Genomic DNA, 25769 nt, shown 5'->3' on the forward strand with positions numbered 1-25769 from the left:
CTTGTTCACAGCACTCGCTCCGCCACCCGCAATGTCGCACTGCGTGCTCTGGGGTTGACTTCAAGCTCTGCGGCACTGGCTTTGGTGGCCTTGCCAATCAGTTTCCACGAGTGTGCTTCAAGGGCAGGCTGTGGCAGATGTCGTGGAATGCGCGAATCAGGAACAGGCTGTCGCAGGGCGCGCTTGACCAGTCGATCCTCTAGTGAATGAAAACTGATGACCGCCATGCGCCCGCCAACCTTGAGCACATCGACAGCACAGCTCAACGCCTCGGTGATGGCATCGAGTTCACCATTGATCTTGATCCGGATTGCCTGAAAACTGCGAGTGGCCGGATGGTGATGACGTTCCCAGCGAGGGTGTGCCACCTTGACGATTTCTGCCAGCTGGCCCGTACGCAATATGGGTTCGACAGCACGCGCAGCGATAATCGCACCGGCAATACGCTTCGCGTATCGCTCTTCGCCGTACTCTCTCAGAACCTGCACCAGCTCGCCTTCACTCACAACAGCCAGCCATTGCGCTGCCGACACGCCACTGGTGGGATCCATACGCATGTCCAGATCACCATCGCGAGAAAAGCCGAAGCCGCGCTCGGCAACATCCAGCTGCGGAGAAGAAACCCCCAGATCCAGCAACAAGCCATCGACCTCACCCAACCAGCCGTTCGCCTGCAAGACTTCACGCATATCTGCAAAGTTCGACTGCTGAATGGAAAAACGAGGTTCTTCGGCAAATCGCTTGTTCGCATCAGCGATGGCATCCGGATCTCTGTCCAGAGCCAGCAACTGACTTGCCTCGCCCAGCCGGGACAACAGATACCCACTATGTCCACCGCGACCGTAGGTAGCATCGACATAGCGTCCATTTTGAACAAGTGCCAAATTTTCGACAGCCTCATGCATCAGCACAGGGACGTGGCTAGACTCTTGTTGCGTTTGTATAGCGTTCATCAAAATGAAATATTCAGTAGTTCGGCCGGAGCATCGCCCGCGCCGTGGTCAGGTCCTTCCTGCTTCCATTTTTCGCACTCGAGATCCCACGCATTTTCATCCCACAACTCAAATTTCTTACCCTGACCAATGAGATAGGCCTTGCGCCCTATCCCTGCATAATCTCTAAGCTCTGCCGGGAGCAACATACGCCCCGTAGCATCCAGTTCCAATTCAGTCGCATGACCGATGATCAGTCTCTGAGTTTTCCGTGCTTCCGCCGAATGGTTCGGCAATTCCATGAGCTGACGCTCCAGCTCTTCGTAAATCGGCATAGGATAGACAAGCAGGCAAGCTGCCGAACGACTATCCACGGTAACCACAAGTTCCTTGATTTGATTTTTCTCCAGGTTGTCACGATGATTTTTAGGCATGGCAAGGCGACCTTTGGCGTCGACACTCAGTTTTGTGATGCCTCTAAACCGCATGATTTTCTGTTGAAAAAACCCACTATTCACCACCAAATGGCACTAAGCCCCACTATACGACCCTCACACTGCACGGTCAATGAAAAACAGCCGCTAAGTCCATGTTTTTCCTTGCAAAGAGGTAGGTTTATGTTAGTTCAAGGGCTTGTCTACTAATCAATCACTTACAGCAGCTTCATAGAACTCATGTGAACAAAAGTGTGAATTTGAGCACTAAACACTCGTTTACACTCCCAAGTGTGTGGAAAGTTTGCATTTCAGTTTTTTTGGCTGACTGTGCACTGCAGCACAACCCGCCCCCTCACTGCCAAGCGTATCGACGCTGAACGACAAACTGACAATAAGCAACCGGATCGACAAGCAGAAAACTCCAAACGAGAGCCCAGATCAGAAGCCCTCTGCGGCAAGTTCGAACCCATATTTACGGACGCCGTAGCCAGCGCGCATCAACAACGAACCTGTTTCATTTACTTTCAGGATTCTGGTTCGTGGCCGTACTTTAAAGGACAGCACTAACAAATCAGGCAGGGCGCATGTGAAACAAATCAACCTGGAGAATGTGAAACGGTGGATCCCCGCGGGCAACACCAATATGTCGCACCCTGTGTCGATAAGCACGGTCTGCCCGAGATGTGTATTGAGTGTTGTCTTCGCCACGCGACGCCGGCACTACGATCAATTGCGCGACACACTGGCCTGCTCTGCCGAATGTCCATCCTGCGGCGTCGAGGTACATTTCTGGATGACCAACATGATGAGCCTGACAGACACCAAGGAGGACGACCAGCCGAGCTTGTATATGATGCCCTCTATCGAAGCACGTATGGATCTAGCCAAATTAGGTGACTTGCTACCAGACAGCGTACTGCAGTACTGCAAATCAACTCAGGATGTCTACGAATCGGGCAACCTGACAGCCACTCGGGTCATGGTTCAGTCAGCACTGAGCGCTGTGTTTTCAAATTTTCTGCCACACGGCAACAGCTCGTCCTCTTTGTCGAAGACAGTCCAGGACTCACTCCCCTCAATCGACATAGACCTGCCCTTGAGCAATCTGGCATCCTCCCTCAGGAAGGGTGAACATCTGGATGCTCTGCTCAACAGTCCAGAATCGGCATCCCGCGAAACAGCTGATGTCTTGATGTTGCTGGTTGAAAAGCTGGTCAGCTTCCTGTTTGTCATTCCTACCGAGTTTGAGGAATTGAATCAGCGACTGATCGAGCTGAGCCGGGAACTACCAGCCAACGAACCAAACGTGGAATCTGACGTTGACGTTGACGCAGTGCCGGATGTGGCCCCGGACTCGAAAGCGGCGTAGAGACCAGCACAAACCTGAGGAATTCGACTCAGGTTCATTAAAAAAAAGGAGTTGGCCATAAGCCGGGTTCTGTCGTGGATCATCATTCATCTAGGCGTTATGTCACCATAACGCTCAAGCGACCTACCCGGGGACAGCGTGGGCCACGCCTAATGTCCCTCTATTTGGTCTTGCTCCAGACGGGGTTTACCATGCCATCGAATGTTGCCACCGACGCGGTGCGCTCTTACCGCACCCTTTCACCCTTACCGGCAACCGATAATTATACCAATTAGCGGTCACGTAGGCGGTTTACTCTCTGCTGCACTTTCCGTAGGCTCACGCCCCCCAGGGATTACCTGGCGCCTTGCCCTATGGAGCCCGGACTTTCCTCCACTTGCCAACTCACTTGCGTGAGAGACAGGCAGCGATGACCTGGCCAACTCCAGCGCGGATAGTATCACCGTCCTTGCAACTTTAGGGCGCGATCGTAAGCTTGTTTTTTCGTAATGGAGCACAACTCTGCTGCACACTTGGCAGCAGTCTTCGGCGGCAGGTGCAACAACAGCACCGAAAGTGTTTTATCCAGGTCCACGATCACCTGCGCAGCCGCCTCATCACCATCCGCTGGCTGCAGACCGGCAACCACCAGTACAAATTCGCCTTTCTGCTGATTGGCATCCGCCTCGACGGCCGCCAACACCTCTCCCAGTGGCGCGTGAATAAGTGTTTCGAAGCGCTTCGTCAGCTCTCGAGCCAGGGTTATCAGACGCTGCTCCCCAAACTGCCCGATCATATCCTTGAGACTATCGATAATGCGGTGTGGGGACTCATAGATAACCAGCGTATGTGTCAGCTGCGCTAATGGCTGCAGCCAGGACTGGCGCGCCGAACTTTTAGCTGGCGGAAAACCGACGAACTGAAAACGGTCTGTGGGCAGGCCCGATACACAGAGTGCGGCTGTAACGGCACAGGCTCCCGGCACCGGAGATACCTTGATACCCGCCGCCTGACAGGCCCTCACCAACTTGAACCCGGGGTCGCTGATCAGCGGCGTTCCCGCATCGGTGATCAGCGCAGCAGATGCGCCAGTCTGCAAATGCGTGATAATTTCTGTGGACCGTGCCTCTTCATTGTGTTCATGCAGCGTCCAGAGACGTGTTTCGATGCCATGATGTCTCAGCAGGGGTAAACTATGCCGAGTATCTTCCGCGTAGATTCGATCAACCTGCTGTAACGTCTGAATCGCCCGGGCCGACATATCGTCACGATTCCCGATGGGCGTGGCCACAATGTAAAGAGTATTCTCCGACGACATGATTGAATTGACTCGCCTGCGACACCCCAAGCGACGCCGTGTACGACTTAGGCTGGTGCTGTTGTTAAGTAGCGTTATTGCCAGTACGCTGGCTGGCTGCGTGACACCGTCAGCAGCACCGCTGTCTGACAACCCGATGAACGCGAGAATAACAGACCCCGCAGCACGAAGGCAGCTGCAACTAGGCAATCCTGTCGCAGCAGCGGATATCTATAGTGAGCGAGCGGCTCGCAGTAACGATCCCGCGCAACAGCAGGATTACCTGATTCTGGCAGCAGAAATTCTGTTTGATCGCAATATGGGCATCGATGGACAGGCGCGCATGGCTCGAGTCCCGGAAAAACTGGCAAACACCGAGCTAACGCATCGGCGTGACATCGTACTGGCGAAGAGCCATATATTCGATCGCGATGCTGAAGCCGCACTGGCTGCCCTGCCCAACCCGAAGTATGTTGAGAATGCCTTTCACCGTGCTCGACTGTACGAAACCCGCGCTCAGGCCTACAAAATTCTCAAGGACCCGGACAACGAACTGATTGCACGGATCGAGCTGGAAAACCAGGTTAACGACAAAGGCATCATTCAACGCGGCCATGAGCAGATATGGCAGCTGTTGACGAATCAGTCACAATCCACACTGCGTGGCATGACCACCAACGTGCGTGGCGATGTCTACCAGGGCTGGATAGAATTGGCACTAGCCCATGCCAATGCTGGCGCTGACCCTGCAAAACAACGATCCAGCATTTCCTTGTGGCAGGACAGATTCCCCACTCATCCCGCCAATGCAGAGTTTATCTCGGCGCTTTATACGCCTGTTGGCTTTGAAATGAACGTTGATGGCAAACCTATCAACCAGATTGCCGTGCTTTTACCACTGTCGGCCAGCAGCACTTCCACTGTCGCAGCTGCCATTCGCGACGGCATCATGGCCGCTTACGAACAGGCCGGCGACCGGGGTCAGACACCTGTATTACGGCTCTACGATGTGGGTGACAATCCGGGCTATGTCCGCAATGCCTACGCCAACGCCATCAGCGATGGTGCCAATGCCGTTATCGGCCCATTGCGCAAGGAAGCTGTGGCCGCAATCGTTTCCCAGCGCGAGGTCCCGGTACCCACCATCACACTCAACACTGTTGAGTCAGCAGGACTGGGCGGCAACACCAGCAACATCATTCAGTTCGGCCTTGCACCTGAAGACGAAGCACGGGCAGCAGCATCACGCGCTGCAGGTCTGGGACTGAAAAACGCCATCGTTCTGCAATCCGAGGATTCACGTGGTGACCGCGAGACACAAGCCTTTCGGGATGCCATGTTCCAGTACGGCGGTGATGTGGTGCATGTTGCGATTCTGCCAAGTGATACCTACGACTACTCTGCCCAGATAAGGGAGGCGCTATCCATCGACAAGAGCGATGCACGCTTCAGAACACTGAGCAGCACCATTGGAGAAAAGTTGTTTTTCGAACCCTCCATCAGAAACGATGTGGATGTGGTCTTTCTTGCCATCACCTCTGAACAGGCTCGCTCGGTGCGCCCGCAACTGGACTTTTTTCATGCGCGTGACCTGCCCAGGCTCGGCACTTCACGGGTTGCATCACTTGATGATGATGAGAAAAACAACAAGGATCTGAACTCCATTTTCTACCCCGATGCCCCTTGGGTTCTGCGTGAATCGATGCAAGATGATCCACTAAGACAAAGCATTCTGGCCAACTTCCCGTCTGCCAACGGTGCTTACGCCAAGCTCTATGCCCTGGGTGCAGATGCCTATCAGCTAGTAACCAATCTTGATGCTCTGACGCGTGGCGAACGACTGCAGGGCTATACCGGTGAGCTGGAGCTCGGCTCGGACGGACGTATCAGACGCTATCTTGACTGGGCCCAGTATATTGAGGGTGTCAGCACGCCGGTCGAGAGTGTCGACGCACCAGCCTTGCCATCGATTCAATCCAACGGTATCAATTGATATTGTCGCAGTGAAGCTGTCGCAGTGAAACTGTCGCAGTGAAACTGTCGCAGTGATGCTCGCGCCCCGTGGCGTGAGCAATATACTTCCACAAAAAACATGGCACGGAGGCCTTGTTGATGTCGAGAATCCAGAAACGTGATCAGGGAAACCAGGCAGAGGCGCTGGCATTGTCATGGCTTGAACACCATGGCTTTGAGCTGATCGAATCAAACTACAACCGGCGCATCGGAGAAATCGATCTCATTGTCAAACAGCCTGACAATGACACCATCGTTTTCGTTGAAGTTCGCTATCGCTCCGGGCAACAACAGGGCAGCGCACTTGAGAGTGTCGATCGTCGCAAACAGCGAAAGCTTGTGCGGACAGCCAATGCCTGGCTACAGCAGCGAGCCGATAGCCTGACTCCTGCGCGCATTGATGTCATTGCATTGAGTCCCGCATCCCCGCAGACACCCGCGGACAGACTCTGGCACTCCCACGAGTTGGTTTGGGTAATCAGCGCGATAGAGGATTAGAGCTATCTGCCACCAACGTGACAGATAACCCAGACCGGATAAGAAAAACCGGCCACTCGCTACAGACTATTTGACGATTTTCAGGCTAGGCCGTTTGACTTCAGGCGGCGCCTTGGGTGCCTTCTGAATATCCATCTTGCCAGGACCGCCGGGGCCACCAGAACCTGGATCCGGTGGCGTGGTGTCATCCTGATCGCCGAACATCATGCCTTGACCATTTTCCCGTGCGTAAATTGCCAACACACTCACTACCGGCACATAGACATCCATGGCTGTGCCACTGAAACGCGCATTGAACGTAACAGCCTCATTGCCCAGCACCAGACTGTGCGTGGCTTCCGGGCTTATATTGAGAATAATGCGGCCGTTTTCAACAAACGCCCTTGGTACCTCGACCATATCCAGAGAGGTGTCAACCAGCATATACGGTGTAAATCCGTTATCCACGATCCACTCATAGAGCGCTCGAATAAGGTACGGTCTGCTGGAAGTCATGAGTGCTCCATTTCGCGTTCTACGTCGCTCAAACTGGCCTGAAACGCCGGGCGTGCAAACATGCGCCTGGCATACTGCAGCACAGGCGCGGCTGCTGATGGCAATACGATGCCATATGACGGCAAACGCCACAACAATGGCGCCAGCGTAACATCAAGTATTGAATAATCTTCACTGAAAAAATACGGCATGGCCGCAAACACATCACTGGCTGCCGTCAGCGATTCACTCAACTGCCTGGCGGCCTGCGCAGGGTCCGATTGAAATCCGGAATCGGGACGCAAGGTATACCAATCAGCCTCAATGCGATAGAGCGCCAAACGAGTTCTGGCCCGCGACACCGGATCGATAGGCATCAATGGCGGGTGCGGATATCGCTCGTCAAGATACTCGATGATGACTCTGGCATCGTACAAGGCTAGCTCACGATCCTGCAGAGTTGGCAAAGTACCCTGAGAATTGAGTTCGAGCAGCTCTGCACTAGCCTCACCCGGCACTACCGTGCAGATTTCTGACTGAATGCCCTTATCCGCTAGGACCAGGCGGACCCGATGACTGTGAATGCTCGACGCGTCCGAATACAACGCGATGGTGGAATGTCGACTACCGATCGCGGTCAAAATACTTCCCCTGAATGAGATACCAGACAGGCCATCCTTTAGATGGCCCACCAATCTCGCTCAGCCGTCTGATGCTTCAGACGGCTGTCGATCTTTTGCTGTCGTAATACTTTAGACGACGTCTTTCCAGTATTCCTTCTTCAGGAGATACGTAACACCGAGAAGACCAAACAGGAACAGCATGACCCACATTCCAACCCTGTGACGAGTCTCCTTGATCGGATCACTCACGTAAGCCATGAAGTTGGTGATGTCAGCAACCAGATCATCGTACTCATCAGGACTCATGGAACCTTCCTGAGTCAGCTCAAGACCAGTGATTGGCCGAGAGCCGTGAGCTTCCTCGCCGTACACAGGACTTTGCAGACCTTGCAGATCCCACAATACGTGTGGCATGGCCGTATCTGGATAAACCAGATTGTTCACGCCGGTGGTCGCCTTTTCGGGATCCACGTAGTACGACTTCAGGTATGTGTAAATCCAGTCAACACCACGCGAACGTGCCGTCAGCGACAGGTTGGGAGGAACAACACCAAAAGCCTGCTTACCGTAATCGGTAGTCATGTTGTTGGTCATCAGAGAACCCACCTTGGTCGGCTCACCCAACTTGTCTGTCGTGAAGATCAGGTTCTTTTCGACATCCTCTTCACTCAGACCAACATCCTGAGCCAATCGGCTGTAACGCTGATAGCCAGCAGTATGGCAAGCCATGCAGTAATTGACGAACGCTGCAGCACCGCGCTGCAGAGACTTGTCATTACTCTGATCAATACGCGGAGATTCCAGATGCACACCTGCACCTGCCGCACGAGATTCAGTCACATACAGCAATGAGCCAGCGACAAGCACTGCCGCAGCGGTCAGAACCAGCAGACGCTGAATCTTTCCGGGTTCGTCGGTTTTGCTCAACACCTTCACACGTCCTCCCTGTGCCTGCATTCGGATAGCCTGTTCATGCGCACGCTGTCGTCGCGAAATATGGTGATCATTCACGATGTAACCCTCTCAGGTAGAGGCTTTGTCTTCTCGTACTTACTGACGAAGAACAGACCAATGAAAAAACCGAAGTAGATCAATGAGCAAATACGTGAAATCAGAGTGCCGACTGGTGTCGGAGACTGCATGCCCATGTATCCCAGGATGACGAAAGCGGTGACAAAGGTGAACAGCAGTACCTTGTACGCCAGTGACCGATAACGGATAGAACGAACCGGATTACGGTCCAGCCAAGGCACGAGAAACAACACGACGATTGCGCCACCCATGGCAATAACACCACCAAGCTTGTCCGGAACTGCGCGCAAGATGGCGTAGAACGGTGTGAAATACCAGACGGGAGCAATATGCTCAGGCGTCTTGAACTGATCCGCCGGAACAAAGTTGGCATGTTCAAGAAAGTAGCCGCCCATCTCAGGTGCGAAGAAGACGATTGCAAAGAAGACGATCAGGAATACGACCGTACCCATCAGATCCTTGACAGTGTAGTAAGGATGGAACGGTATACCGTCCTTCGGAACACCCTCAGCATTCTTGTTCTTCTTGATGTCGATACCGTCTGGATTATTGGAACCGACTTCATGCAGAGCCATGATGTGAGCAATAACCAGAAACACCAGTACCAATGGCACTGCAATGACATGTAATGCAAAGAAACGGTTGAGAGTGGCATCCGAGACGATGTAGTCACCCTTCAGCCAGATTGTCAGTGCATCACCGATACCAAAAGGAATGGCACCGAACAGAGAGATGATGACCTGCGCACCCCAGTAACTCATCTGACCCCAAGGCAGCAAATAGCCCATGAACGCTTCGGCCATCAGTGCAACATAAATCAGCATTCCGAAGACCCACAGCAACTCACGTGGTTTCTTGTAGGAGCCGTACATCAGTCCCCGGAACATATGCAGATAGACCACGACAAAGAACATCGATGCGCCGGTTGAATGCATATAGCGGATCAGCCAACCGAAGTTGACATCGCGCATGATGTATTCAACAGAAGAGAACGCCAGATTGCCGTCAGGCTTGTAATTCATGGTCAGGAAGATACCCGTGACCAGCTGTATGACCAGTACCAGCATGGCCAGAGAGCCAAAGTAGTACCAAAAGTTGAAGTTCTTGGGTGCGTAGTACTTGGTGATGTGCTCTTCGAGCATCTTGGTGAGCGGGAAACGCTCATCAATCCAGCCGATCAGGGCATTGCCACCTTGCTTGTCGGTATTAGTGCTCATGCCGCCACTCCTGAATCTTCACCCACAATGATGGTGTTGTCGTCCACATAGCGGTATGGCGGAACTTCAAGGTTGGTTGGTGCTGGAACACCTTTGTAGACGCGACCTGACAGATCGAACTTCGAACCATGACAAGGACAGAAAAAACCACCATCCCAGTCTGCGCCCAGATCTGCCGGGGCGATATCAGGACGATAACTGGGCGAACAGCCCAAGTGCGTACAGATACCAATGACAACAAGAGTTTCCGGCTTGATGGAGCGAGGAGTGTTCTTGGCATACTCAGGCTGCTGCGACTCTACGTCCGAAGCTGGATCAGACAGACGTTCAGTATCCTCATCCAGATGCTTCAAGGTCTCCTCGGTTCGCTTCACGACCCAGACAGGTTTGCCGCGCCATTCGACGGTCAGCAGCTGGCCAGTAACGAGCTTGCTCAGATCAGCCTGCACGGGGGCGCCAGCGGCCTTGGCTCTCGCACTAGGCAACATGGACCCCAGCAGAGGCACAACCAATGAGACTGCACCTAAGCCACCAATAACAGAAGCCCCGCCTACCAGCATGCGCCGGCGCTTGGGATCAGCGACATGATCGGCTACAGATGACTCTACTGCAGCCGGATTGCTTTTAGAAGAGCCATCTGCCGACGCATGCTGGTCAGTGGTCTTCCGGTCATTCGCACTCATGCGATATCTCCAGGTAAATCGAATTCGTGGCAGCCTGCAATGCTGGGCGGGCGGGCATGCAGCTGTTTATCAATAATCAATGGCTAACGCAACAATAAGCCGGCAAGGAGCATTTTACGGGCCACTGACAACCCCTGATTTTATCACAAGGATGTGATTGTGCTGGCGAGTTACTCGACTTCAGGGTACGAATGGCAGTCGAAAACTGCGATTCATCGAAGCTGGCATGCCTTTGAAGGCAGTAATCAGAAGATTTTGCCGTTAACATGACGTTTGTATTTGTCCCGTTTCCGGCCAGTTGGCTGTCTGCTGCAGGAGCCCGTACCCTTGACTCGCAGAGTCCCTTTCTTTTTGTTGTGCATCTGTGCAGGCATCCTTGTAGGCGGATGGTTGTCCTCTGGAAAATCCCTGCCAGAGCTGAGACAGAGCCTTTCCGCAACAACGTCGAAGTTCTATTCGGATCATGTCAAAGCCGCCGCCTCTGTTACGCCGCCGGCAAAGACTGTTGTCGATAAGCTGAATAACACTCCACCTCCGCAAGCTGCTGGCTCGACACCGGTAAGCCCGGACGATACTGGCATTCTGCCATATTCGGGCATGCCTACGACCGGAGTCATCAGCTATCACGAAGGAATCATGAAAGTTGCACCTTCGGTAGTCAGTCTTTACGCCAGCTCGTCGACCCTGGACCAAAATTCTCAAGAAGCGGAACGCACCGCCGGCAGTCAAGGTTCGGGGGTCATCGTGGACGCCGACGGCGTGGTTCTGACCAACCTGCATCTGGTGGAAGGGCTGGACCGCATTACTGTTGTACTCAGCGATGGCCGCAGGTATCCGGCCATCCTGATCGGCAGTGACAGAGAAACCGATCTGGCGGTGGTCAGAATCGCTGCAACCAACCTGCCCTTCGTTGCTCTGGATGACGCACCACCGCTGCGAGTTGGCGATGTTGTTCTGGCCATCGGCAACCCTTTTGGTGTTGGCCAGACTGTTACACAAGGCATTGTCAGCGCAACCCGACGACGTATAGCCGGCGGTAGCGTCTGGCAGCACTTCGTCCAGATTGATGCTGCTATCAACCCCGGCAACTCCGGTGGCGCTTTGATCAATCCCTACGGACAACTGGTTGGCGTCAACACGGCCGTATTTCGCGGTGACAGCGGAGCTGTAGGTATCGGCTTCTCGATTCCGGCAGACCTGCTCGCACAAGTCGTCCCGCAGATTATCGAATATGGCTCTGTTGCACGCGGCTGGCTGGGCATTGGGGTCGAAGATCTGAGCATGTTTCCAGCCTTGGCCAGCAAGATTGAGCGAGGCGCGGTTGTCATCGGCGTGCTTGACGACAGCCCGGCCAGCCGGGTAGGTCTGCACCCTCTGGATGTGGTGACAGCCATCAATGGTGTGCCAATCAGCAGTGCAACTCAATTGCTGCTGGCCATATCACGGGAACCTCCGGGCACCCCTGTCGTATTGACCGTGCTACGCAACCCTGATGAGGACAGCATGGGCAATGCAACGGACAAGGGCGATCTTGAAAATCTAGAGATGACGCCTGAACTGGGCACACGCCCGGATCTTGGAACCAGCAAACCTCGATAGACTAACGCACACCCCAGGCTTGCCAACCACCACCAACTGGTACCACCCCCACCCTCTTTCGCCGCACTCGGGCTGCTCACTGCAGAGTCCTCAGTCGAGGTATCTGATGTCTGGCTTTCTGCCAAGGGTTCAGCGACGACAGACAGATGAGTCAACGAGCTGCCACCTGTTGGCGAAGCGGTTGCAATATTGTCCGATGACTGGAGCTCAAGCAGACCCAGTGGCACCAGCTGGGCGGTGACCGGCGCGTCACTGCTCTGAAAGGCATCACTGACTTCAAAACCCAGAGAACGACGCTCAAGAGGCAATAATTCACTGATGTAACACAAAGAGCTGGTCGGTGTCTGCGCCTGACAGCCTGCCGGCCAGATCAGTTGATCTGGCGCGCTGGTTTCAACCAGCAGCTGCGCATCCAGCGTCAGCGAACCATCCGGGTTGAACATTTCAAACACCAGACTGGAACCGGCTGATGCTGCCGACAGACTCAGGTTGACGCTATTCTCCAGACAACTTTTGGCGCGAGATTGCAGCACACTGGTTTTGCTGCATTGGGAAAATTCGATTTCTGTGCGACTCGAGATATTGGGCCACATCAGTGAGCGCGAATTATCATCGCATTCGGTATCCGTATCATGCTTGGCACCCAATGAGTGCCCCAACTCATGCGTGAGCAGCACATCGCCAAACGTGCTCGGTGTGGTAACCCCCACATCGTAACCATCCAGACGACAGGCGGTGTCTATCCATGCCAATCCAAGGGTCACATCGCTTTTAGGGTTACCAGTAAATAGATAGGTCAGAGCACTATCGGCAAACAGCGTGCTGTATTCAAGCCGATAATCGCGAAATGAGCGCAGAATACTTTCCAGTGTGACGGTTCCCAGATTCATGGGATCCGACGCTTCTGCAAAAGTCAGCGCCTCATCCAGCGTCAGAGCCAGCCCCAACTCCCGGTAAACACCATCGGCAATATTGAGACTGTTGAGGGCAGCCGCCATACCGCCACCTGCGTAATAACGGTCAAATTGACTATCCACCACAATTGACACCGCTACAGCCCGTATATCAGTGGTTACATCCCGCGCGCGCGTTTGCAGGCCTGACACAGGCGTGGCAGCCGGAGCCACCAGTGCATCCAGCCCCTGTACGGAATCGGCCAGATCGGAGTGCATACCATTCAGAGGATCAATTTTTTTCGACACTGGCTGATAATAATCGAGCGTGCCGATAAGATTGGCAGGCTGCAAACGATGCTGCTGGCCGTCTATATTGACAACACCTGTCATCGAGTCCTTTTCCAGTATCAGGCGGACCCAGCTATTGGGCATACCCTCCACCACTCCATCAAAAATACCGATTGCCGGTGGTAGCTGGCTAGCCAGGCTGCTATCCAGCCACTGTGTCTTGCCGGTCAGAGGGCTGGGCACCAACAGCAACTGCATATCAACACCATCCACATTGACCGCGAGCCGCAATTTTCCATCCGATTGTTCCTCAACAGAACCCAGCTGACTGGCGCTCGCCAATCGCTGATCGACAATCGCCAGCCGTCGATCGGCCCGATCAAACCAGTATCTGGAAAGCACGCTACCACGTGGCCAGCGAAAGTTCATAGGCAGATCCAGCGCCGTATGACGGGCTCTGAGTTCCACCAGTTTCTCTCTGGCTTGCTGGGTTTCACCCAATTGTTCCAGTGCGATGGCATCCAGGTAATAGGCTGAGTCAGAATATGCAGAATCCGGAAACCGCTGTTCCAGAATAGCCAGAACGCTGCGAGCTGACTTGAAGTCATAGCGATCCATCACCTGCAGATAGGCGGAGATATACAAGGCATCATCAGTCAAGGTGCCAGCAGGATCCGCCGAGGCAATGGTATCCAGTGCCTGCAATGCCGCTTCCATATCGCCTGCATCACGCAAGGATAACGCCCGTAGAAAAACCGGCAGTGATTGGCCAGCGTCAGAGGATTCCTGCAATACGGCAATTCGCGTCTGCACCGACGCCATCTCGGTAAATGCCGGGTAGCGCCTTTGCAATTGACGCAAACTGGCTAATGCAGCGCTGTACTCCTGTTGTTCAATCTGTTCCAGCGCAGCCTCATAGGCCAGCGCAGCCTGCCCGTCATCGTTGGCTGCCTGTACGCCAGAACCAGGCATGATCAGCATGATTCCCACTATCGAGGCAAACAGATTCCCCTTGCAGCCAACAGCGAAGTCTTTTAATGGCGCGTAACAATCCATGATCACAGCCTACCGTTGCTGTTGGCCGGACTGATCATCACGAACGGACTCTTCATTCCTTGCCACAGGCCCGTCAAAGTAACTCAATACATCACGGCACTCGACCATGGCCTGGTGGACTTGTGCAGCATCCGGCGGCGGCTGATTTTCCAGCGTGTCGATCACTCTGGTCAGTGCCCGCGCCTCTCCGATCTTGCCTTGCACCTGCTCCATGGCACGATTCAGAGCTTCACATAACTCACTGAATTCTTTTGCATCGTTACTGCGCAGGCGAACATCCAGATTACCATCACCAACCTCGTTCAAGGCTCGGCGAATGGCCAGGATCGGACTACCCAGACGCCGCAGTATGTACACAGCGATGGCTGTCGTGACCAAGCCATTGATCAGCAACATCACCAGAACCCACTTACCCAGCACATTACCCATATCGGGTACTGAATCTGCCATGGCTCGCATATCTTCCGATGCGAACAGCAGAGGCGCATTACCTGCGACCAGATTGCCGAGAAAGGTGTAATAGAACACACCGAGCACCAGAGTCGACTGCACGATGAAGAACAGGCTCAACAGGAAAACCCTGCGGATCTGACGCATCTGGAAATTCTTGTCGCGAATCAGCGACATTGGAAACCGAGCGTCAGAAGAACGTGCCATGGAACTACCCCTGTAAAACTCAGTGCATTGAGCGATACAGGGCAGAGCGGCTTTACGAGCGCTTACTTGACAGCTCGAAAGCTCTGGCAGACGCTTTCGAGCGACCTGCTCTTCGGGAGTGTGGAAGGCTTAACAGAATCAGCTTTGAGTGCGACGCTTCTGCACCGCTTCTGCCAACTGCTCCAGCAATGGCACTGTGTCATCCCAGCCCAGGCAGGCATCAGTCACGCTCTGCCCACGAACCAGCGGCTTGCTGTCCGGGTTCTGACTACCTTCGACCAGGTTGCTCTCGATCATGACGCCCATGATGCGATTATCGCCTGCGCTGACCTGAGCACAGATATCGCGACACACATAGCTTTGACGCTGAGGTAATTTGCGCGAATTGGCATGACTGCAATCAATCATGACGCGCTCTGGTAAACCTGCCTTGGCCAGCATCGCACCCGCATCATCGACACTTGCGGCGTCATAATTGGTGTGGGATTTACCGCCGCGCAGAATCAGATGGCAATCGTTATTGCCCGTCGTCTGAACAATGGCAGAGTTGCCCTCTTTGGTGACTGAAAGAAAGTTGTGGGCACCTCGAGCAGCGCCAATAGCGTCAACAGCGATCTGCATGCTGCCAGCCGTGCCGTTCTTGAAACCTACCGGGCAAGACAAACCCGAGGCCAGCTCACGATGTCCCTGGCTTTCCGTGGTCCGAGCGCCAATAGCGCCCCAACCAACAAGATCAGCAATGTATTGTGGACTGATCAGGTCGAGATACTCGACACCCGCTGGCAGACCCATCTCATTGATACCGCTCAACAGACGGCGTGCGATTTCCAGCCCTTCATTGATCTTGAAGGTGTTGTCCATGGTTGGATCGTTGATCAGCCCCTTCCAACCCACTGTGGTTCGGGGTTTTTCGAAATAGACTCGCATGACGATGCTCAGATCAGCAGCTAGCGAACGCTGAATAACGGCCAGCTTTTCAGCATATTCAAGAGCGGCTTCAGGATCGTGTATCGAGCAAGGCCCGACAACAACGACCATACGATCGTCACTACCCTTCAATATATCGCGAACATCGCTGCGGCAACGCGTGACAGTCTGCGCAGCTGTGTCACTCACGGGAAGCAGGTTGATCAGCTCCATCGGAGCACGCAGTTCACGCATTCCGGAGATGCGCAGATCGTCTGTATTAGTAGTCATGGGATATTACCTGAATAGAAATCGTTTCAAATGCCGTGGAACTGCCAAAGGGTCGTGACCTAGACCGGGACAGGCTTGATGGCACTCGCTATACGCTCGATTATCTCATTGATGCGAGCATGCCGTATTTTCATCGAAGCACGGTTGACGATCAGTCGCGAGGTGATGTCACAGATGTGTTCGAGAGGCACCAGACCATTGGCCCGCAAGGTGGAACCCGTATCCACCACATCGACAATCAATTCACTCAAGCCAACCAAAGGCGCCAGCTCCATCGAACCATATAGCTTGATGATTTCTACCTGACGTCCCTTGCCGGCGAAATGACGACGCGCGCAATCGGTGAACTTCGTGGCCACCCGGAAGCGACGATTCGAGTCCAGATCGGTGTCCGGAAAGCCTGCGACCATCAGCTTGCAACGGGCTATCTGCAGATCCAGTGGTTCAAGCACACCCTCTGCCCCGTGCTCCATGAGTACATCCTTGCCCACCACGCCCAGGTCAGCACCACCGTGCTGCACATAGGTCGGCACATCACTGGCGCGCACGATGAGAAACTCAACGTCAGGCTCGCTGCTGGGCAATATCAGCTTGCGCGATTTTTCCGGATCTTCAGAAGGCCGGATACCGGCAGCTTCGAATAGCGGCATGGTTTCATCGAAGATGCGACCCTTGGACAGAGCTATACGTAATCGGCGATTCGAATCGGTTTTCATTTGTCTGGTACTCGCCGGATTTCGGCCCCCAATTGGAGAAATTTCTCTTCGATGCGCTCGTAGCCACGATCAATATGATAGACGCGCCGTACCGTGGTTTCGCCATCGGCCACTAGTGCTGCCAGTATGAGACTGGCCGAGGCTCGTAAATCGGTTGCCATGACCGGTGCCCCACGCAGACGCTCAACACCGCGAATGGTCACTGAGCGGCCATCAACAGTCATGTCCGCTCCCATACGTTGCAGTTCGTTGATATGCATGAAACGGTTTTCAAAGACTGTTTCGGTCACCTTGGCTGTACCCTCTGCAAGCGCATTGAGCACGCAGAACTGGGCCTGCATATCAGTGGGAAAATCTGGATAAGGTGCGGTCGTTATGCTCACAGAGCGCGGTCGCTTGCCATGCATGTCAAGTTCGATCCAGTCATCACCGGTAGTAATGTCTGCTCCACATTCGGTGAGCTTATCCAGCACCGCTGTCAGAATGCCCGGGACTGTGTTCAGCACACGAATCTTGCCGCGAGTCACTGCGGCCCCCACCAGAAAGGTACCGGTCTCGATCCGGTCGGGAACCACGCTGTACTCACAACCCTGCAATTCTTCAACACCTTCAATCGTGATGGTGCTGGTGCCAGCTCCGCTGATTTTTGCGCCCATGGCAATAAGATAATTGGCCAGATCGACTACTTCGGGTTCACGTGCCGCATTTTCGAGCACTGTCGTACCTTGCGCCAGGGTCGCCGCCATCAGCAGGTTCTCAGTGCCGGTGACTGTCACGACCTCAAAGGCGATTGTCGCCCCCTTCAATCGGCTGGCTTTCGCTGTGATATAGCCCCCATCAATGGAGATCTCAGCACCCAGTGCACGCAAGCCATCTATATGCAGATTGACCGGACGAGCGCCGATAGCGCAGCCCCCGGGCAATGAGACAACAGCCTCGCCATAACGGGCCACCAGCGGCCCCAGCACCAGGATGGAGGCACGCATGGTGCTCACCAGCTCGTAGGCTGCGGTGTAATTGTTGATGGGGCGAGGATCGACATCAACCCGCATATTGTCACCCATCGTGATCTCACACCCCATCCGTGCCAGCAGGGACATGGTCGTGGTGACATCGTTCAGATGCGGCACATTACTGAGACTGGAAGTCGTGCTTCCCAACAGTGTCGCGGCCAATATGGGCAAAACTGCATTCTTGGCGCCGGAAATACGTACTTCACCCGACAACGGCGGGCTGCTTTCTATCAGTAGTTTGTCCATCAATCTTCATCAGTGCCGGAAGGAGACTTTCCTGCACGATGACAGGACTGGCTAGATGTTGATTATATCAGGACCACGCTTGCGGAAATGCCTGCTGGAAAGACAAAGCCTGTAACGATCATGATGAATCATGACCGTTTTGACCTGTTCTGGCATTTCCCAAGGCAGTGAATTCGGGCATATAGCCCAAATCACACGCCAGATCAGGCGATTATTTCTTCAACCTGACAGACCCTGGCTAACTGCTGGATTCCTTCGGGCACCTGATTGAAAGTTACCTGGTGTCCCGCGCGTCGGGCGAGCCCCTTGAGCTCGACCATCAATGCCAAAGCAGCACTATTACAACTCGCCACGTTCTCGAAACTGATTTGCAGTTGCTCGCTGGCGCCCACCATGGCTCCCAATCGATCCAGAGCTTCTTTGGCAGTAGTAAAATCCAGATCGCCCGAAACCTTGCAGAGCTCGTCGGTCTGCTCTACCGCAAAAGCAACCTTCTTCACTTTGCGTTCCGATCCTTGAGCGTCTTTATGAGCCCATCAATTCCACCTTTGCCGATCTCGCTCGTGAAAGCTGTTCGGTAGTTCGTTACCAGACTGATGTTATTGACTTCGATGTCATAGATCGTCCAACCACCCTTTTCACGCAATTTATAGACAACCGGCACATCGCTACCGCCGGATTGAGTGAAGGTTGAGCGAACCACAGCACGATCTTCTCGTTCTTCTGGTCGGAAAGGATCAAAAGTGATGGTTTCACCGCTGTATTGGGTCAAGGCACCGGTATAGGTATTCAGCAGCAAAGTTTCGAATTCTTCAACCAATTCAACTTGCTGTGACTCATCGGCCCTGCGCCAGAATTTACCGACAGCCAGTTTGGTCATGGTATCGAAATCCAGGTGAGGAACGATCAGCTCGTCTACCTTGCTTTGCAGATAGTCCGGATCGGACTCGATCTTGTCGCCATCGTTCTTCAAAACATCAAGCATGGAGGTAATGGAGGATTCCACCATTTCCTGAGCAGGATGGTCCGCCGCAAACGTGGCCATGCTGGCAACACTCAGAATGAGTGACGTCAGTACCACTTGAATCTTTTTAAACATGCCTGGGTTCTTCCTTAAATTTTGAGTAATGGCGGTGTCTTTCCAGACTAGCTTCCACCAGAACGGCTGAACAGCACCTGACCGATAAGCCTTTCCAAGACAATTGCCGATTGTGTGAGCGTAATTTCATCGGTGTTTTGCAACATGTCAATTTCTGCGCCCGGATCCAGCCCGATGTACTGCTCGCCCAGCAAACCTGCTGTATAGATGCTAGCGGTCGTATCGGTCGGAAAAGTGTCGCTGAATTTCTCGTCTATGCTCAGACTCACACTAGCTTCGAAGGTTTCAGCGTCATAAGTGATTTTCGTCACCTCTCCGACCTTCACACCACTGGCGGCAACGGAAGCCCTGGGCTTGAGCCCACCGACGTTCTCGAATTTGGCGACCAGTGTGTAGCCTTCACTACTGGAAAAACTGGTGAGGTTACTTATTTTGGTGGCCAGTACGAAAATGGCTCCAAAAAACAGGAGCATGAATACCCCTACCATTACCTCGATTGCACGTGAATTCATTGAAAATCTCTTGAATTTGACTAGAACATGACTGCTGTGAGCAGGAAGTCCAGGCCGAGAATAGCCAGGGACGAATAAACTACCGTTCGGGTAGTTGCACTACTGACGCCCTCGGAGGTCGGAATGCAATCCGCGCCTTCGAAGATGGCTATCCAGGACACTACAAAACCGAAAACCAGACCTTTTATCAGGCCGTTACCGACATCACTGGTAAAACTGGTCGCAGATTGCATCTGTGACCAGAAGGCACTGGCATCAATACCCAGTACTTCCACGCCCACCAGATGCCCACCCATGACGCCTACGGCACTGAACATGGCGGCCAGCATGGGCAATGCAATGAAGCCTGCCAGAAAGCGAGGAGCAAAAACACGCTTGTAAGGATCAACCGCCATCATTTCCAGCCCGGAGAGCTGTTCGGTTGCCTTCATCAATCCGATTTCGGCGGTCATCGCAGAGCCTGCCCTACCGGCGAACAGCAAACCTGTTACAACCGGACCGAGCTCACGTACCAGAGTCAGTGCAACCAACGTACCTACGCGGTTCTCCTGGCCAAAATCAATGAGTGTGTTGTAGGCCTGAAGTGCCAGCACCATGCCAACGAAAAGACCTGACACGAGCACGATAGACAGGGTCATCACCCCATTGGCATGCAGTTGCTTGACCAGTAGCGAGGGGCGTTTGAGAAGAGAAAACAGCGCACCCAGCATGTGCACCAGGAACACGGTTGCGCGTCCCAGCCGCTCGACTTTGTTGATCCAGCCGCGCCCGAATCGTTGCAGAAAATCGATCATCGCGCCGCCTCAGCCTGCGGTTTTGCAGCTGTTGCCGGCAATTCCCCCAGAAGTTCACTTGCATAATCGGGCGCCGGCGCCTGGAACGGGACAGGCCCGTCTGGCTTGCCGTGTAAAAACTGCTGGACCCACTCTGACTCGGAAGATTCCAGCTGAGCCGGAGAGCCGGCTTCCACCACCACACCGTCGGAGATAATGACCGCGTAGTCGGAAATGGACAAAGCCTCTTTCAAATCGTGCGAGACCATGAGACTGGTCAAGCCCAGTGCTGAATTGACTGTTTTGATGAGTTCCAGCAATACGCCCATGGATATGGGGTCCTGCCCGGTAAACGGCTCGTCATACATGATCATCATAGGGTCAAAAACCAGCGCTCTTGCCAATGCAGCGCGCCGTGCCATACCACCTGACAATTCGGCTGGCGACAGATCTTTCGCACCACGCAGACCAACCGCATGCAAACGCATGAGCACCAGATGTGAAATCAGGGATTCTGGCAGATCGGTATGTTCTCGCAACGGATAAGCCACGTTTTCAAAAACACTCAGATCAGTCAGCAAGGCGCCTGACTGGAACAGCATGCCAAGCCGCTTGCGCAACTCGTACAGCTCGGAGCGCTTGAGCTTTCCGACATTGAGCCCGTCAACCGTGATTGAGCCTTGTTCGGCTTTCAACTGGCCACCGATCATCTTCAGAAGCGTGGTCTTGCCTGTGCCGCTCGGTCCCAGAATAGTGGTTACCTTGCCGCGCGGCACATCCAGGTTCAAACCACGGAAGATATGCTTGCTACCTCGGGAGAAGTGCAAGTCACGAATCTGGACAAGCGTCGGTCCATCGTCAGACATGTTGATTGAGGTACTCAAGTGCAATCGAATCGGGGGGAGTGTACCAGCTTGCCTGTCATACCCTGTCGGACATAACCATGTACGAATAGCAACAAATGGGCAGTCTCTCGCCAGCTGACCTCGTTACCTTGTCCGTTCATTCGTTACCTCGTCCGTTCATCCAGTGTCAGCTACAATGATCATGGAATCCCCGTCACTGATGTCAAACACTACAGTCCAATGGCAAAGCCAATACCCAGAAAGTTATTCCTGCTTGTCACGTTACTCGCACTGTATTTGACAGGTTGTGCCAGTAACCCGCCCACTGGGCCCGTTTACGACCCGTTCGAGAACGCAAACCGCAAGATTTATGCGTTCAATACTGCTGTCGATAATGCAGTTCTCAAGCCAGTCGCCAAAGGCTACCGATTCATATTGCCCGACTTCGTAGAGGTGGGGGTCAATAACTTCTTTAGCAACCTTGACGATATCAATGTCATTGTTAACGGCCTCTTGCAAGGCAAATTCAAACAGGCAGGCAGCGATACCGGCCGGTTTCTCTACAATAGTACAGCAGGCATCTTGGGGCTCATCGATTTCAGCACCCGTGCCGGCATGGTCAAGCACAACGAGTCATTCGGCCAGACCCTGGGCGTCTGGGGTATTGGTGAAGGCCCCTATCTGATGCTGCCATTCCTGGGCCCTGCCAACGGCCGCTCCAGCACGGGCCTGGTTGTCGAAACGTTTACAACCAATGTCGATCCGTACCTGACGGATAACTCAGATGCCCTGATCGGGTTGACAGCACTGGAACTTATTGCTCTGCGTGCACGCCTGCTGGCGGCCGGCCAGTTTCTCGATAATGCCATTGACCCTTATCAGACGCTGCGAGATTTCTGGGTCCAGCAACATCGTTCAGCAACCTGGGAAGGCACGCGCGAAGTACGTATCGGCAGCGCATATGACAACGATGATTTCGACGATCTGGATCAATTGGACGAACTCGATGAGCTGGATGAACTGGACCGGCTCGATGCTCCGGGCGGTAGCGATGAGCTGGACGAACTTGACGAGCTGGATCGACTCGATGCACTGGACAATGCCACCAAGCCGGACGAACTGGACGAACTGGATCGACTCGATGCACTGGACAATGCCACCAAACCAGACGAGCTTGATGAGCTGGACCGACTGGATGCGCTGGATAAACAGAGCCAGCCCGATGAACTGGATGCCGTAGACTAGAAGAGTCATATTGCGCCCCCGATAACTCAGACTAGCCGATGCCCACCAACCCTGATTCCCTACTCAGCCTCGGCCGCTCCGTCATCCGTGTCGAAGCGGCGGCTATTGCACAACTAGAATCACGAATCGACCAGAATTTTGTGCGTGCCTGCGAATTACTGATCGCCTGCAAAGGACGAATCGTGGTCTGCGGCATTGGCAAGTCAGGGCATATAGGTGCCAAGCTGGCAGCCACTCTGGCCAGCACAGGCAGTCCGGCATTTTTCGTTCATGCAGCAGAAGCCAGTCATGGCGATCTGGGCATGTTTCGCAGTGATGATGTTGTCATTGCCATCTCCTATTCAGGAGGCTCATCAGAATTATTGATACTGACACCGGGTATCAGACGCATGGGTATTCCCCTGATCAGTCTCTGTGGAGAACCTGATTCACCGCTGGCACAGGCTTCAGATATTGTCCTGAATACGCACGTGGAGCGCGAAGCTTGCCCCTTGGGCCTGACACCCACCGCCAGCACCACAGCCTCACTGGCTTTCGGTGACGCTCTGGCCATCGCACTACTCGGTGCACGCGGATTTACCGAGGAAGACTTTGCACGCTCACACCCCGGCGGACGACTGGGACGTCGCTTGTTGATTCAGGTAGCCGACGTGATGACACAAGGCGCAGCCTGCCCGCGCAGTCTTGATACAGCCTCATTGCGGGATGCTGTGGCAGAAATCACATCAAAGGGGCTGGGAATGGTGGCTTTGACCAATGATAACGATGAGCTCACGGGGGTTTTTACCGATGGAGATTTGCGTCGCACTTTTGATCGGGATGTCGATATCCGCAACCTGACTGTCAGCTCCATCATGACCCACAATCCGGCCACCATCACCCGCGAAGAAATGGCTTTCAATGCGGTGACACGCATGCAGGAACTACGCATCACATCATTACCCGTGGTTACCGACAACAAGCTTGAAGGTGTCGTGACCATGCACGCCCTACTGGCTGCCGGGGTCGTCTGAATCACACATGTTCTCCACTCTGCTTTCACGTTACTGGCTGCTGATCCCAATATTGATACTGGTCGTCGTGGTTGTCGATCTTATCGAGGAAGCGCCCGAAATCTTCAATGTCGAAGAAACCATCAACATGCGCGAGACCCGCTCGGACTACTACATGGCCGACTTTCGCTCGCGCAAATATGACAAACAGGGACAGATCGAATATACGATTCGGGGTGAGACACTGGCGCACTACCCGGATAATGATCGATCCGAAATAACGGCGCCGCGAGTCGAGCTGAATCGTGAAGGTGCTCAGTGGCAGATTCAATCCGATAGCGGCACTTTTGACACCTCCCCAGACCTGTTCACCCTGCACGGCGATGTTATTGTCAAACGATCTGCAGCGGACTACGACCCGATCACCATACGTACCAGCACCTTGACGGTAGCCACCGAGTCCAATGAGGTCAGCACCGATGCCGTCATCGAAATCAGTGCGCCGGCCTGGCGTCTGCAGGCGACGGGCCTGAAATCAGCCATTGATCAAGGTAAGCTCTCCCTGCTTTCCGAAGTCACCGGACGCTACGAGGTACCTGGCCCGTGAAACCTGAACATGAAAACCAAAAACAGACTTCCTCGCAATCAAGGTCATCTTTCATGAGCAGGCTGCTCCTGAGCACGCTGCTATGCATCTACGCAGCGCTACTCAATCCGGCTCTGGCACGCGAAAATGATCTTGCCCAGCCAATCGAAGTACAGGCAGACAAGTCTGAATTCGACGAAGTGGCCGGCACCCAGACTCTCACTGGAAATGTCGAAATTACTCAGGGAAGCATGCGTATAACCGCTGACCACATTGCCATTTTATTGAAAAACAATGCCTTGAGCACGATTACCGGCAACGGCTCACCCATCCGCTTCGAACAAGAGAACGAGGCCGGCGAACTGATGAGTGGCCAGGCAGAGCGTATTTCCTACGATGCTCTGGCAGGTGTACTGACACTCGAAGGCAGTGCAACCTTGAGCCAGCCGAAACAGGAACTGGTCAGCGAACGCATCACCTTTAACGCCAGAACACAGAAGGTCAGCGCAGAGGGTGGCCCCAAATCGGGCCGCGTCAGCATTCAGATTCAGCCACCCACGAGCGCTGACGAGTGACACTTCCAACTGACATGACAGAGACGCCGGTGCGACGCACACTGGCTGCCAATGAGCTCTTCAAAGCCTACAAGAAGCGCCGCATCCTTGAAGGGGTGTCCCTGTCGGTCAACAGTGGCGACGTTGTCGGCCTGCTCGGCCCCAATGGTGCCGGCAAGACCACCTGCTTCTACATGGTTGTGGGACTGGTCAAACCGGACCAGGGAAGCATTATTCTGGATGGTGAGGACATCACCGAATTTCCGATGCACGCCAGAGCCCGCAAGGGTGTGGGTTATCTGCCACAGGAAGCTTCGGTTTTCCGCCAACTGACCGTCAGTCAGAACATCCTGGCAATACTTGAAACCCGCAAGGAGCTCAACCGGGAAGATCGGCAGGATCGCCTTGAAGCACTGCTCGAAGAACTGCAGATCTCACACATCAGGGACAGCCTGGGAATCAGCCTGTCTGGCGGCGAACGACGTCGCGTGGAAATAGCCCGGGCACTTTCAGCCGATCCCGGATTCATATTGCTGGACGAACCCTTTGCCGGTGTCGACCCCATCTCGATTCTCGACATTCAACGCATTATTACGCACCTCAAGGAGCGCAACATCGGCGTACTTATTACCGATCATAATGTCCGCGAAACTCTGGGTATCTGTGACCGCGCCTATATCCTGAGCCACGGCAAGCTGATTGCCGAAGGCAGTCCGGCGGATGTTCTCGCCAATGAAGAAGTACGTACCGTCTATCTGGGTGACAACTTCAAAATCTGATAACGCTGTTGAACCTGCTGGTGGTAATAACCAATGCAGCCCTCAAAAATCAGGCAACAGTTGCCTGATGTAACCGCCGATATCCAGCTGTAATTGTGATTGAATTTACTGTGAAAATAATTATTTCCAGTTTGTAACTAAAGTTTTTAACGCAATGGTCGA

General features: G+C 53.9%; 26 protein-coding genes, 1 other RNA gene and 1 pseudogene. 9 read left to right on the forward strand and 19 right to left on the reverse strand.

Features of this window, described 5'->3' with window-relative positions:
* Nucleotides 1–5: 5 nt before the first annotated feature.
* Together rsmH and mraZ are read right to left on the reverse strand one after the other, a co-directional pair.
* Nucleotides 6–953 carry a 16S rRNA (cytosine(1402)-N(4))-methyltransferase RsmH gene (gene rsmH / locus IMCC3135_RS28880; RefSeq protein WP_088920736.1) on the reverse strand — a complete coding sequence of 316 codons (948 nt, stop codon included), beginning with the start codon at nucleotides 951–953 and terminating at the stop codon, nucleotides 6–8.
* Entirely contained in the window at nucleotides 953–1420 is a 468-nt protein-coding gene (gene mraZ / locus IMCC3135_RS28885; RefSeq protein WP_088920737.1) for a division/cell wall cluster transcriptional repressor MraZ, read from the reverse strand. Before mraZ ends, rsmH begins: the two co-directional genes overlap by 1 nt.
* A 637-nt stretch (nucleotides 1421–2057) precedes the next feature.
* On the opposite strand from mraZ, the gene IMCC3135_RS28895 reads away from it, so the two are divergent.
* Nucleotides 2058–2738 (forward strand): hypothetical protein, encoded by a 681-nt coding sequence (locus IMCC3135_RS28895; protein ID WP_157736340.1) that lies wholly within the window; start codon nucleotides 2058–2060, stop codon nucleotides 2736–2738.
* A gap of 43 nt (nucleotides 2739–2781) precedes the next feature.
* Here IMCC3135_RS28895 and rnpB read toward each other — a convergent pair.
* An RNA gene (rnpB, locus tag IMCC3135_RS28900) (RNase P RNA component class A) lies at nucleotides 2782–3164 on the reverse strand.
* 13 nt (nucleotides 3165–3177) lie between these two features.
* On the reverse strand, nucleotides 3178–4035 hold the full coding sequence (gene rsmI / locus IMCC3135_RS28905) for a 16S rRNA (cytidine(1402)-2'-O)-methyltransferase (protein WP_088920740.1): 858 nt from the start codon (nucleotides 4033–4035) through the stop codon (nucleotides 3178–3180).
* Between rsmI and IMCC3135_RS28910 the strand changes: the two genes are divergently transcribed.
* Both IMCC3135_RS28910 and IMCC3135_RS28915 read left to right on the forward strand, forming a co-directional pair.
* Nucleotides 4034–6007: a penicillin-binding protein activator gene (locus IMCC3135_RS28910; protein WP_088920741.1), complete on the forward strand. Its 1974-nt coding sequence runs from the start codon at nucleotides 4034–4036 to the stop codon at nucleotides 6005–6007. The two genes, rsmI and IMCC3135_RS28910, sit on opposite strands and share 2 nt — an antisense overlap.
* Before the next feature lie 119 nt (nucleotides 6008–6126).
* On the forward strand, nucleotides 6127–6525 hold the full coding sequence (locus IMCC3135_RS28915; protein WP_088920742.1) for a YraN family protein: 399 nt from the start codon (nucleotides 6127–6129) through the stop codon (nucleotides 6523–6525).
* Between the two features lie 66 nt (nucleotides 6526–6591).
* On the opposite strand, the gene IMCC3135_RS28920 is transcribed toward IMCC3135_RS28915, so the two are convergent.
* The 5 genes from IMCC3135_RS28920 to petA are packed head-to-tail and all read right to left on the reverse strand — an operon-like array spanning nucleotide 6592 to nucleotide 10431.
* Nucleotides 6592–7020: a ClpXP protease specificity-enhancing factor gene (locus IMCC3135_RS28920; protein WP_088920743.1), complete on the reverse strand. Its 429-nt coding sequence runs from the start codon at nucleotides 7018–7020 to the stop codon at nucleotides 6592–6594.
* Entirely contained in the window at nucleotides 7017–7691 is a 675-nt protein-coding gene (locus IMCC3135_RS28925) for a glutathione S-transferase N-terminal domain-containing protein (RefSeq protein ID WP_236994684.1), read from the reverse strand. The genes IMCC3135_RS28920 and IMCC3135_RS28925 overlap by 4 nt, the downstream gene beginning before the upstream one ends.
* A 60-nt stretch (nucleotides 7692–7751) precedes the next feature.
* Nucleotides 7752–8633: a cytochrome c1 gene (locus tag IMCC3135_RS28930; RefSeq protein WP_236994685.1), complete on the reverse strand. Its 882-nt coding sequence runs from the start codon at nucleotides 8631–8633 to the stop codon at nucleotides 7752–7754.
* The gene (locus IMCC3135_RS28935; protein ID WP_088920744.1) at nucleotides 8630–9871 is read right to left on the reverse strand and encodes a cytochrome b; all 1242 of its coding nucleotides are present in this window, start codon (nucleotides 9869–9871) and stop codon (nucleotides 8630–8632) included. The genes IMCC3135_RS28930 and IMCC3135_RS28935 overlap by 4 nt, the downstream gene beginning before the upstream one ends.
* The gene (gene petA, locus IMCC3135_RS28940; RefSeq protein WP_236994846.1) at nucleotides 9868–10431 is read right to left on the reverse strand and encodes a ubiquinol-cytochrome c reductase iron-sulfur subunit; all 564 of its coding nucleotides are present in this window, start codon (nucleotides 10429–10431) and stop codon (nucleotides 9868–9870) included. Before petA ends, IMCC3135_RS28935 begins: the two co-directional genes overlap by 4 nt.
* A 450-nt stretch (nucleotides 10432–10881) precedes the next feature.
* On the opposite strand from petA, the gene IMCC3135_RS28945 reads away from it, so the two are divergent.
* Nucleotides 10882–12153 carry a S1C family serine protease gene (locus tag IMCC3135_RS28945; protein WP_157736341.1) on the forward strand — a complete coding sequence of 424 codons (1272 nt, stop codon included), beginning with the start codon at nucleotides 10882–10884 and terminating at the stop codon, nucleotides 12151–12153.
* A gap of 509 nt (nucleotides 12154–12662) precedes the next feature.
* Here the strand turns inward: IMCC3135_RS28945 and IMCC3135_RS35355 are convergent.
* The 10 genes and pseudogenes from IMCC3135_RS35355 to IMCC3135_RS28995 form a co-directional block, all read right to left on the reverse strand.
* A pseudogene (locus tag IMCC3135_RS35355) lies at nucleotides 12663–14393 on the reverse strand (M12 family metallo-peptidase); the annotation flags it as partial.
* Nucleotides 14394–14402: 9 nt separating this feature from the next.
* Nucleotides 14403–15050: a methyl-accepting chemotaxis protein gene (locus IMCC3135_RS28955; protein ID WP_088920748.1), complete on the reverse strand. Its 648-nt coding sequence runs from the start codon at nucleotides 15048–15050 to the stop codon at nucleotides 14403–14405.
* Nucleotides 15051–15188: 138 nt separating this feature from the next.
* Complete coding sequence (locus IMCC3135_RS28960; protein ID WP_088920749.1) at nucleotides 15189–16247, reverse strand: 3-deoxy-7-phosphoheptulonate synthase; 1059 nt, start codon at nucleotides 16245–16247, stop codon at nucleotides 15189–15191.
* Nucleotides 16248–16306: 59 nt separating this feature from the next.
* Nucleotides 16307–16963, reverse strand: a complete 657-nt coding sequence (gene hisG, locus IMCC3135_RS28965; RefSeq protein ID WP_088920750.1) for an ATP phosphoribosyltransferase — start codon at nucleotides 16961–16963, stop codon at nucleotides 16307–16309.
* The gene (gene murA / locus IMCC3135_RS28970) at nucleotides 16960–18222 is read right to left on the reverse strand and encodes a UDP-N-acetylglucosamine 1-carboxyvinyltransferase (protein WP_088920751.1); all 1263 of its coding nucleotides are present in this window, start codon (nucleotides 18220–18222) and stop codon (nucleotides 16960–16962) included. Before murA ends, hisG begins: the two co-directional genes overlap by 4 nt.
* 203 nt (nucleotides 18223–18425) lie before the next feature.
* A complete protein-coding gene (locus IMCC3135_RS28975; protein WP_088920752.1) occupies nucleotides 18426–18722 on the reverse strand; it encodes an STAS domain-containing protein in 297 nt (98 codons plus the stop codon).
* The gene (locus tag IMCC3135_RS28980) at nucleotides 18719–19321 is read right to left on the reverse strand and encodes an MlaC/ttg2D family ABC transporter substrate-binding protein (RefSeq protein ID WP_088920753.1); all 603 of its coding nucleotides are present in this window, start codon (nucleotides 19319–19321) and stop codon (nucleotides 18719–18721) included. The genes IMCC3135_RS28975 and IMCC3135_RS28980 overlap by 4 nt, the downstream gene beginning before the upstream one ends.
* 47 nt (nucleotides 19322–19368) lie before the next feature.
* The gene (mlaD, locus tag IMCC3135_RS28985) at nucleotides 19369–19833 is read right to left on the reverse strand and encodes an outer membrane lipid asymmetry maintenance protein MlaD (protein WP_088920754.1); all 465 of its coding nucleotides are present in this window, start codon (nucleotides 19831–19833) and stop codon (nucleotides 19369–19371) included.
* Nucleotides 19834–19853: 20 nt separating this feature from the next.
* Nucleotides 19854–20627: a lipid asymmetry maintenance ABC transporter permease subunit MlaE gene (gene mlaE, locus IMCC3135_RS28990; protein WP_088920755.1), complete on the reverse strand. Its 774-nt coding sequence runs from the start codon at nucleotides 20625–20627 to the stop codon at nucleotides 19854–19856.
* Entirely contained in the window at nucleotides 20624–21472 is an 849-nt protein-coding gene (locus tag IMCC3135_RS28995) for an ATP-binding cassette domain-containing protein (RefSeq protein WP_088920756.1), read from the reverse strand. Before IMCC3135_RS28995 ends, mlaE begins: the two co-directional genes overlap by 4 nt.
* 219 nt (nucleotides 21473–21691) lie before the next feature.
* On the opposite strand from IMCC3135_RS28995, the gene IMCC3135_RS29000 reads away from it, so the two are divergent.
* Genes IMCC3135_RS29000 through lptB form a run of 5 tightly spaced genes read left to right on the forward strand, consistent with a single transcriptional unit; the run spans nucleotide 21692 to nucleotide 25607 of the window.
* Nucleotides 21692–22696 (forward strand): MlaA family lipoprotein, encoded by a 1005-nt coding sequence (locus IMCC3135_RS29000; protein ID WP_088920757.1) that lies wholly within the window; start codon nucleotides 21692–21694, stop codon nucleotides 22694–22696.
* 38 nt (nucleotides 22697–22734) lie between these two features.
* Nucleotides 22735–23709, forward strand: coding sequence for a KpsF/GutQ family sugar-phosphate isomerase (locus IMCC3135_RS29005; RefSeq protein WP_088920758.1), 975 nt, complete (start codon nucleotides 22735–22737; stop codon nucleotides 23707–23709).
* A 7-nt stretch (nucleotides 23710–23716) separates the two neighbouring features.
* Nucleotides 23717–24295 carry an LPS export ABC transporter periplasmic protein LptC gene (gene lptC, locus IMCC3135_RS29010; protein ID WP_088920759.1) on the forward strand — a complete coding sequence of 193 codons (579 nt, stop codon included), beginning with the start codon at nucleotides 23717–23719 and terminating at the stop codon, nucleotides 24293–24295.
* 53 nt (nucleotides 24296–24348) lie between these two features.
* The gene (gene lptA, locus IMCC3135_RS29015; RefSeq protein ID WP_088920760.1) at nucleotides 24349–24849 is read left to right on the forward strand and encodes a lipopolysaccharide transport periplasmic protein LptA; all 501 of its coding nucleotides are present in this window, start codon (nucleotides 24349–24351) and stop codon (nucleotides 24847–24849) included.
* A gap of 14 nt (nucleotides 24850–24863) precedes the next feature.
* On the forward strand, nucleotides 24864–25607 hold the full coding sequence (lptB, locus tag IMCC3135_RS29020; RefSeq protein WP_088922146.1) for an LPS export ABC transporter ATP-binding protein: 744 nt from the start codon (nucleotides 24864–24866) through the stop codon (nucleotides 25605–25607).
* Nucleotides 25608–25769: the final 162 nt, after the last annotated feature.

This window comes from Granulosicoccus antarcticus IMCC3135, assembly GCF_002215215.1.
Lineage (GTDB): Bacteria > Pseudomonadota > Gammaproteobacteria > Granulosicoccales > Granulosicoccaceae > Granulosicoccus > Granulosicoccus antarcticus.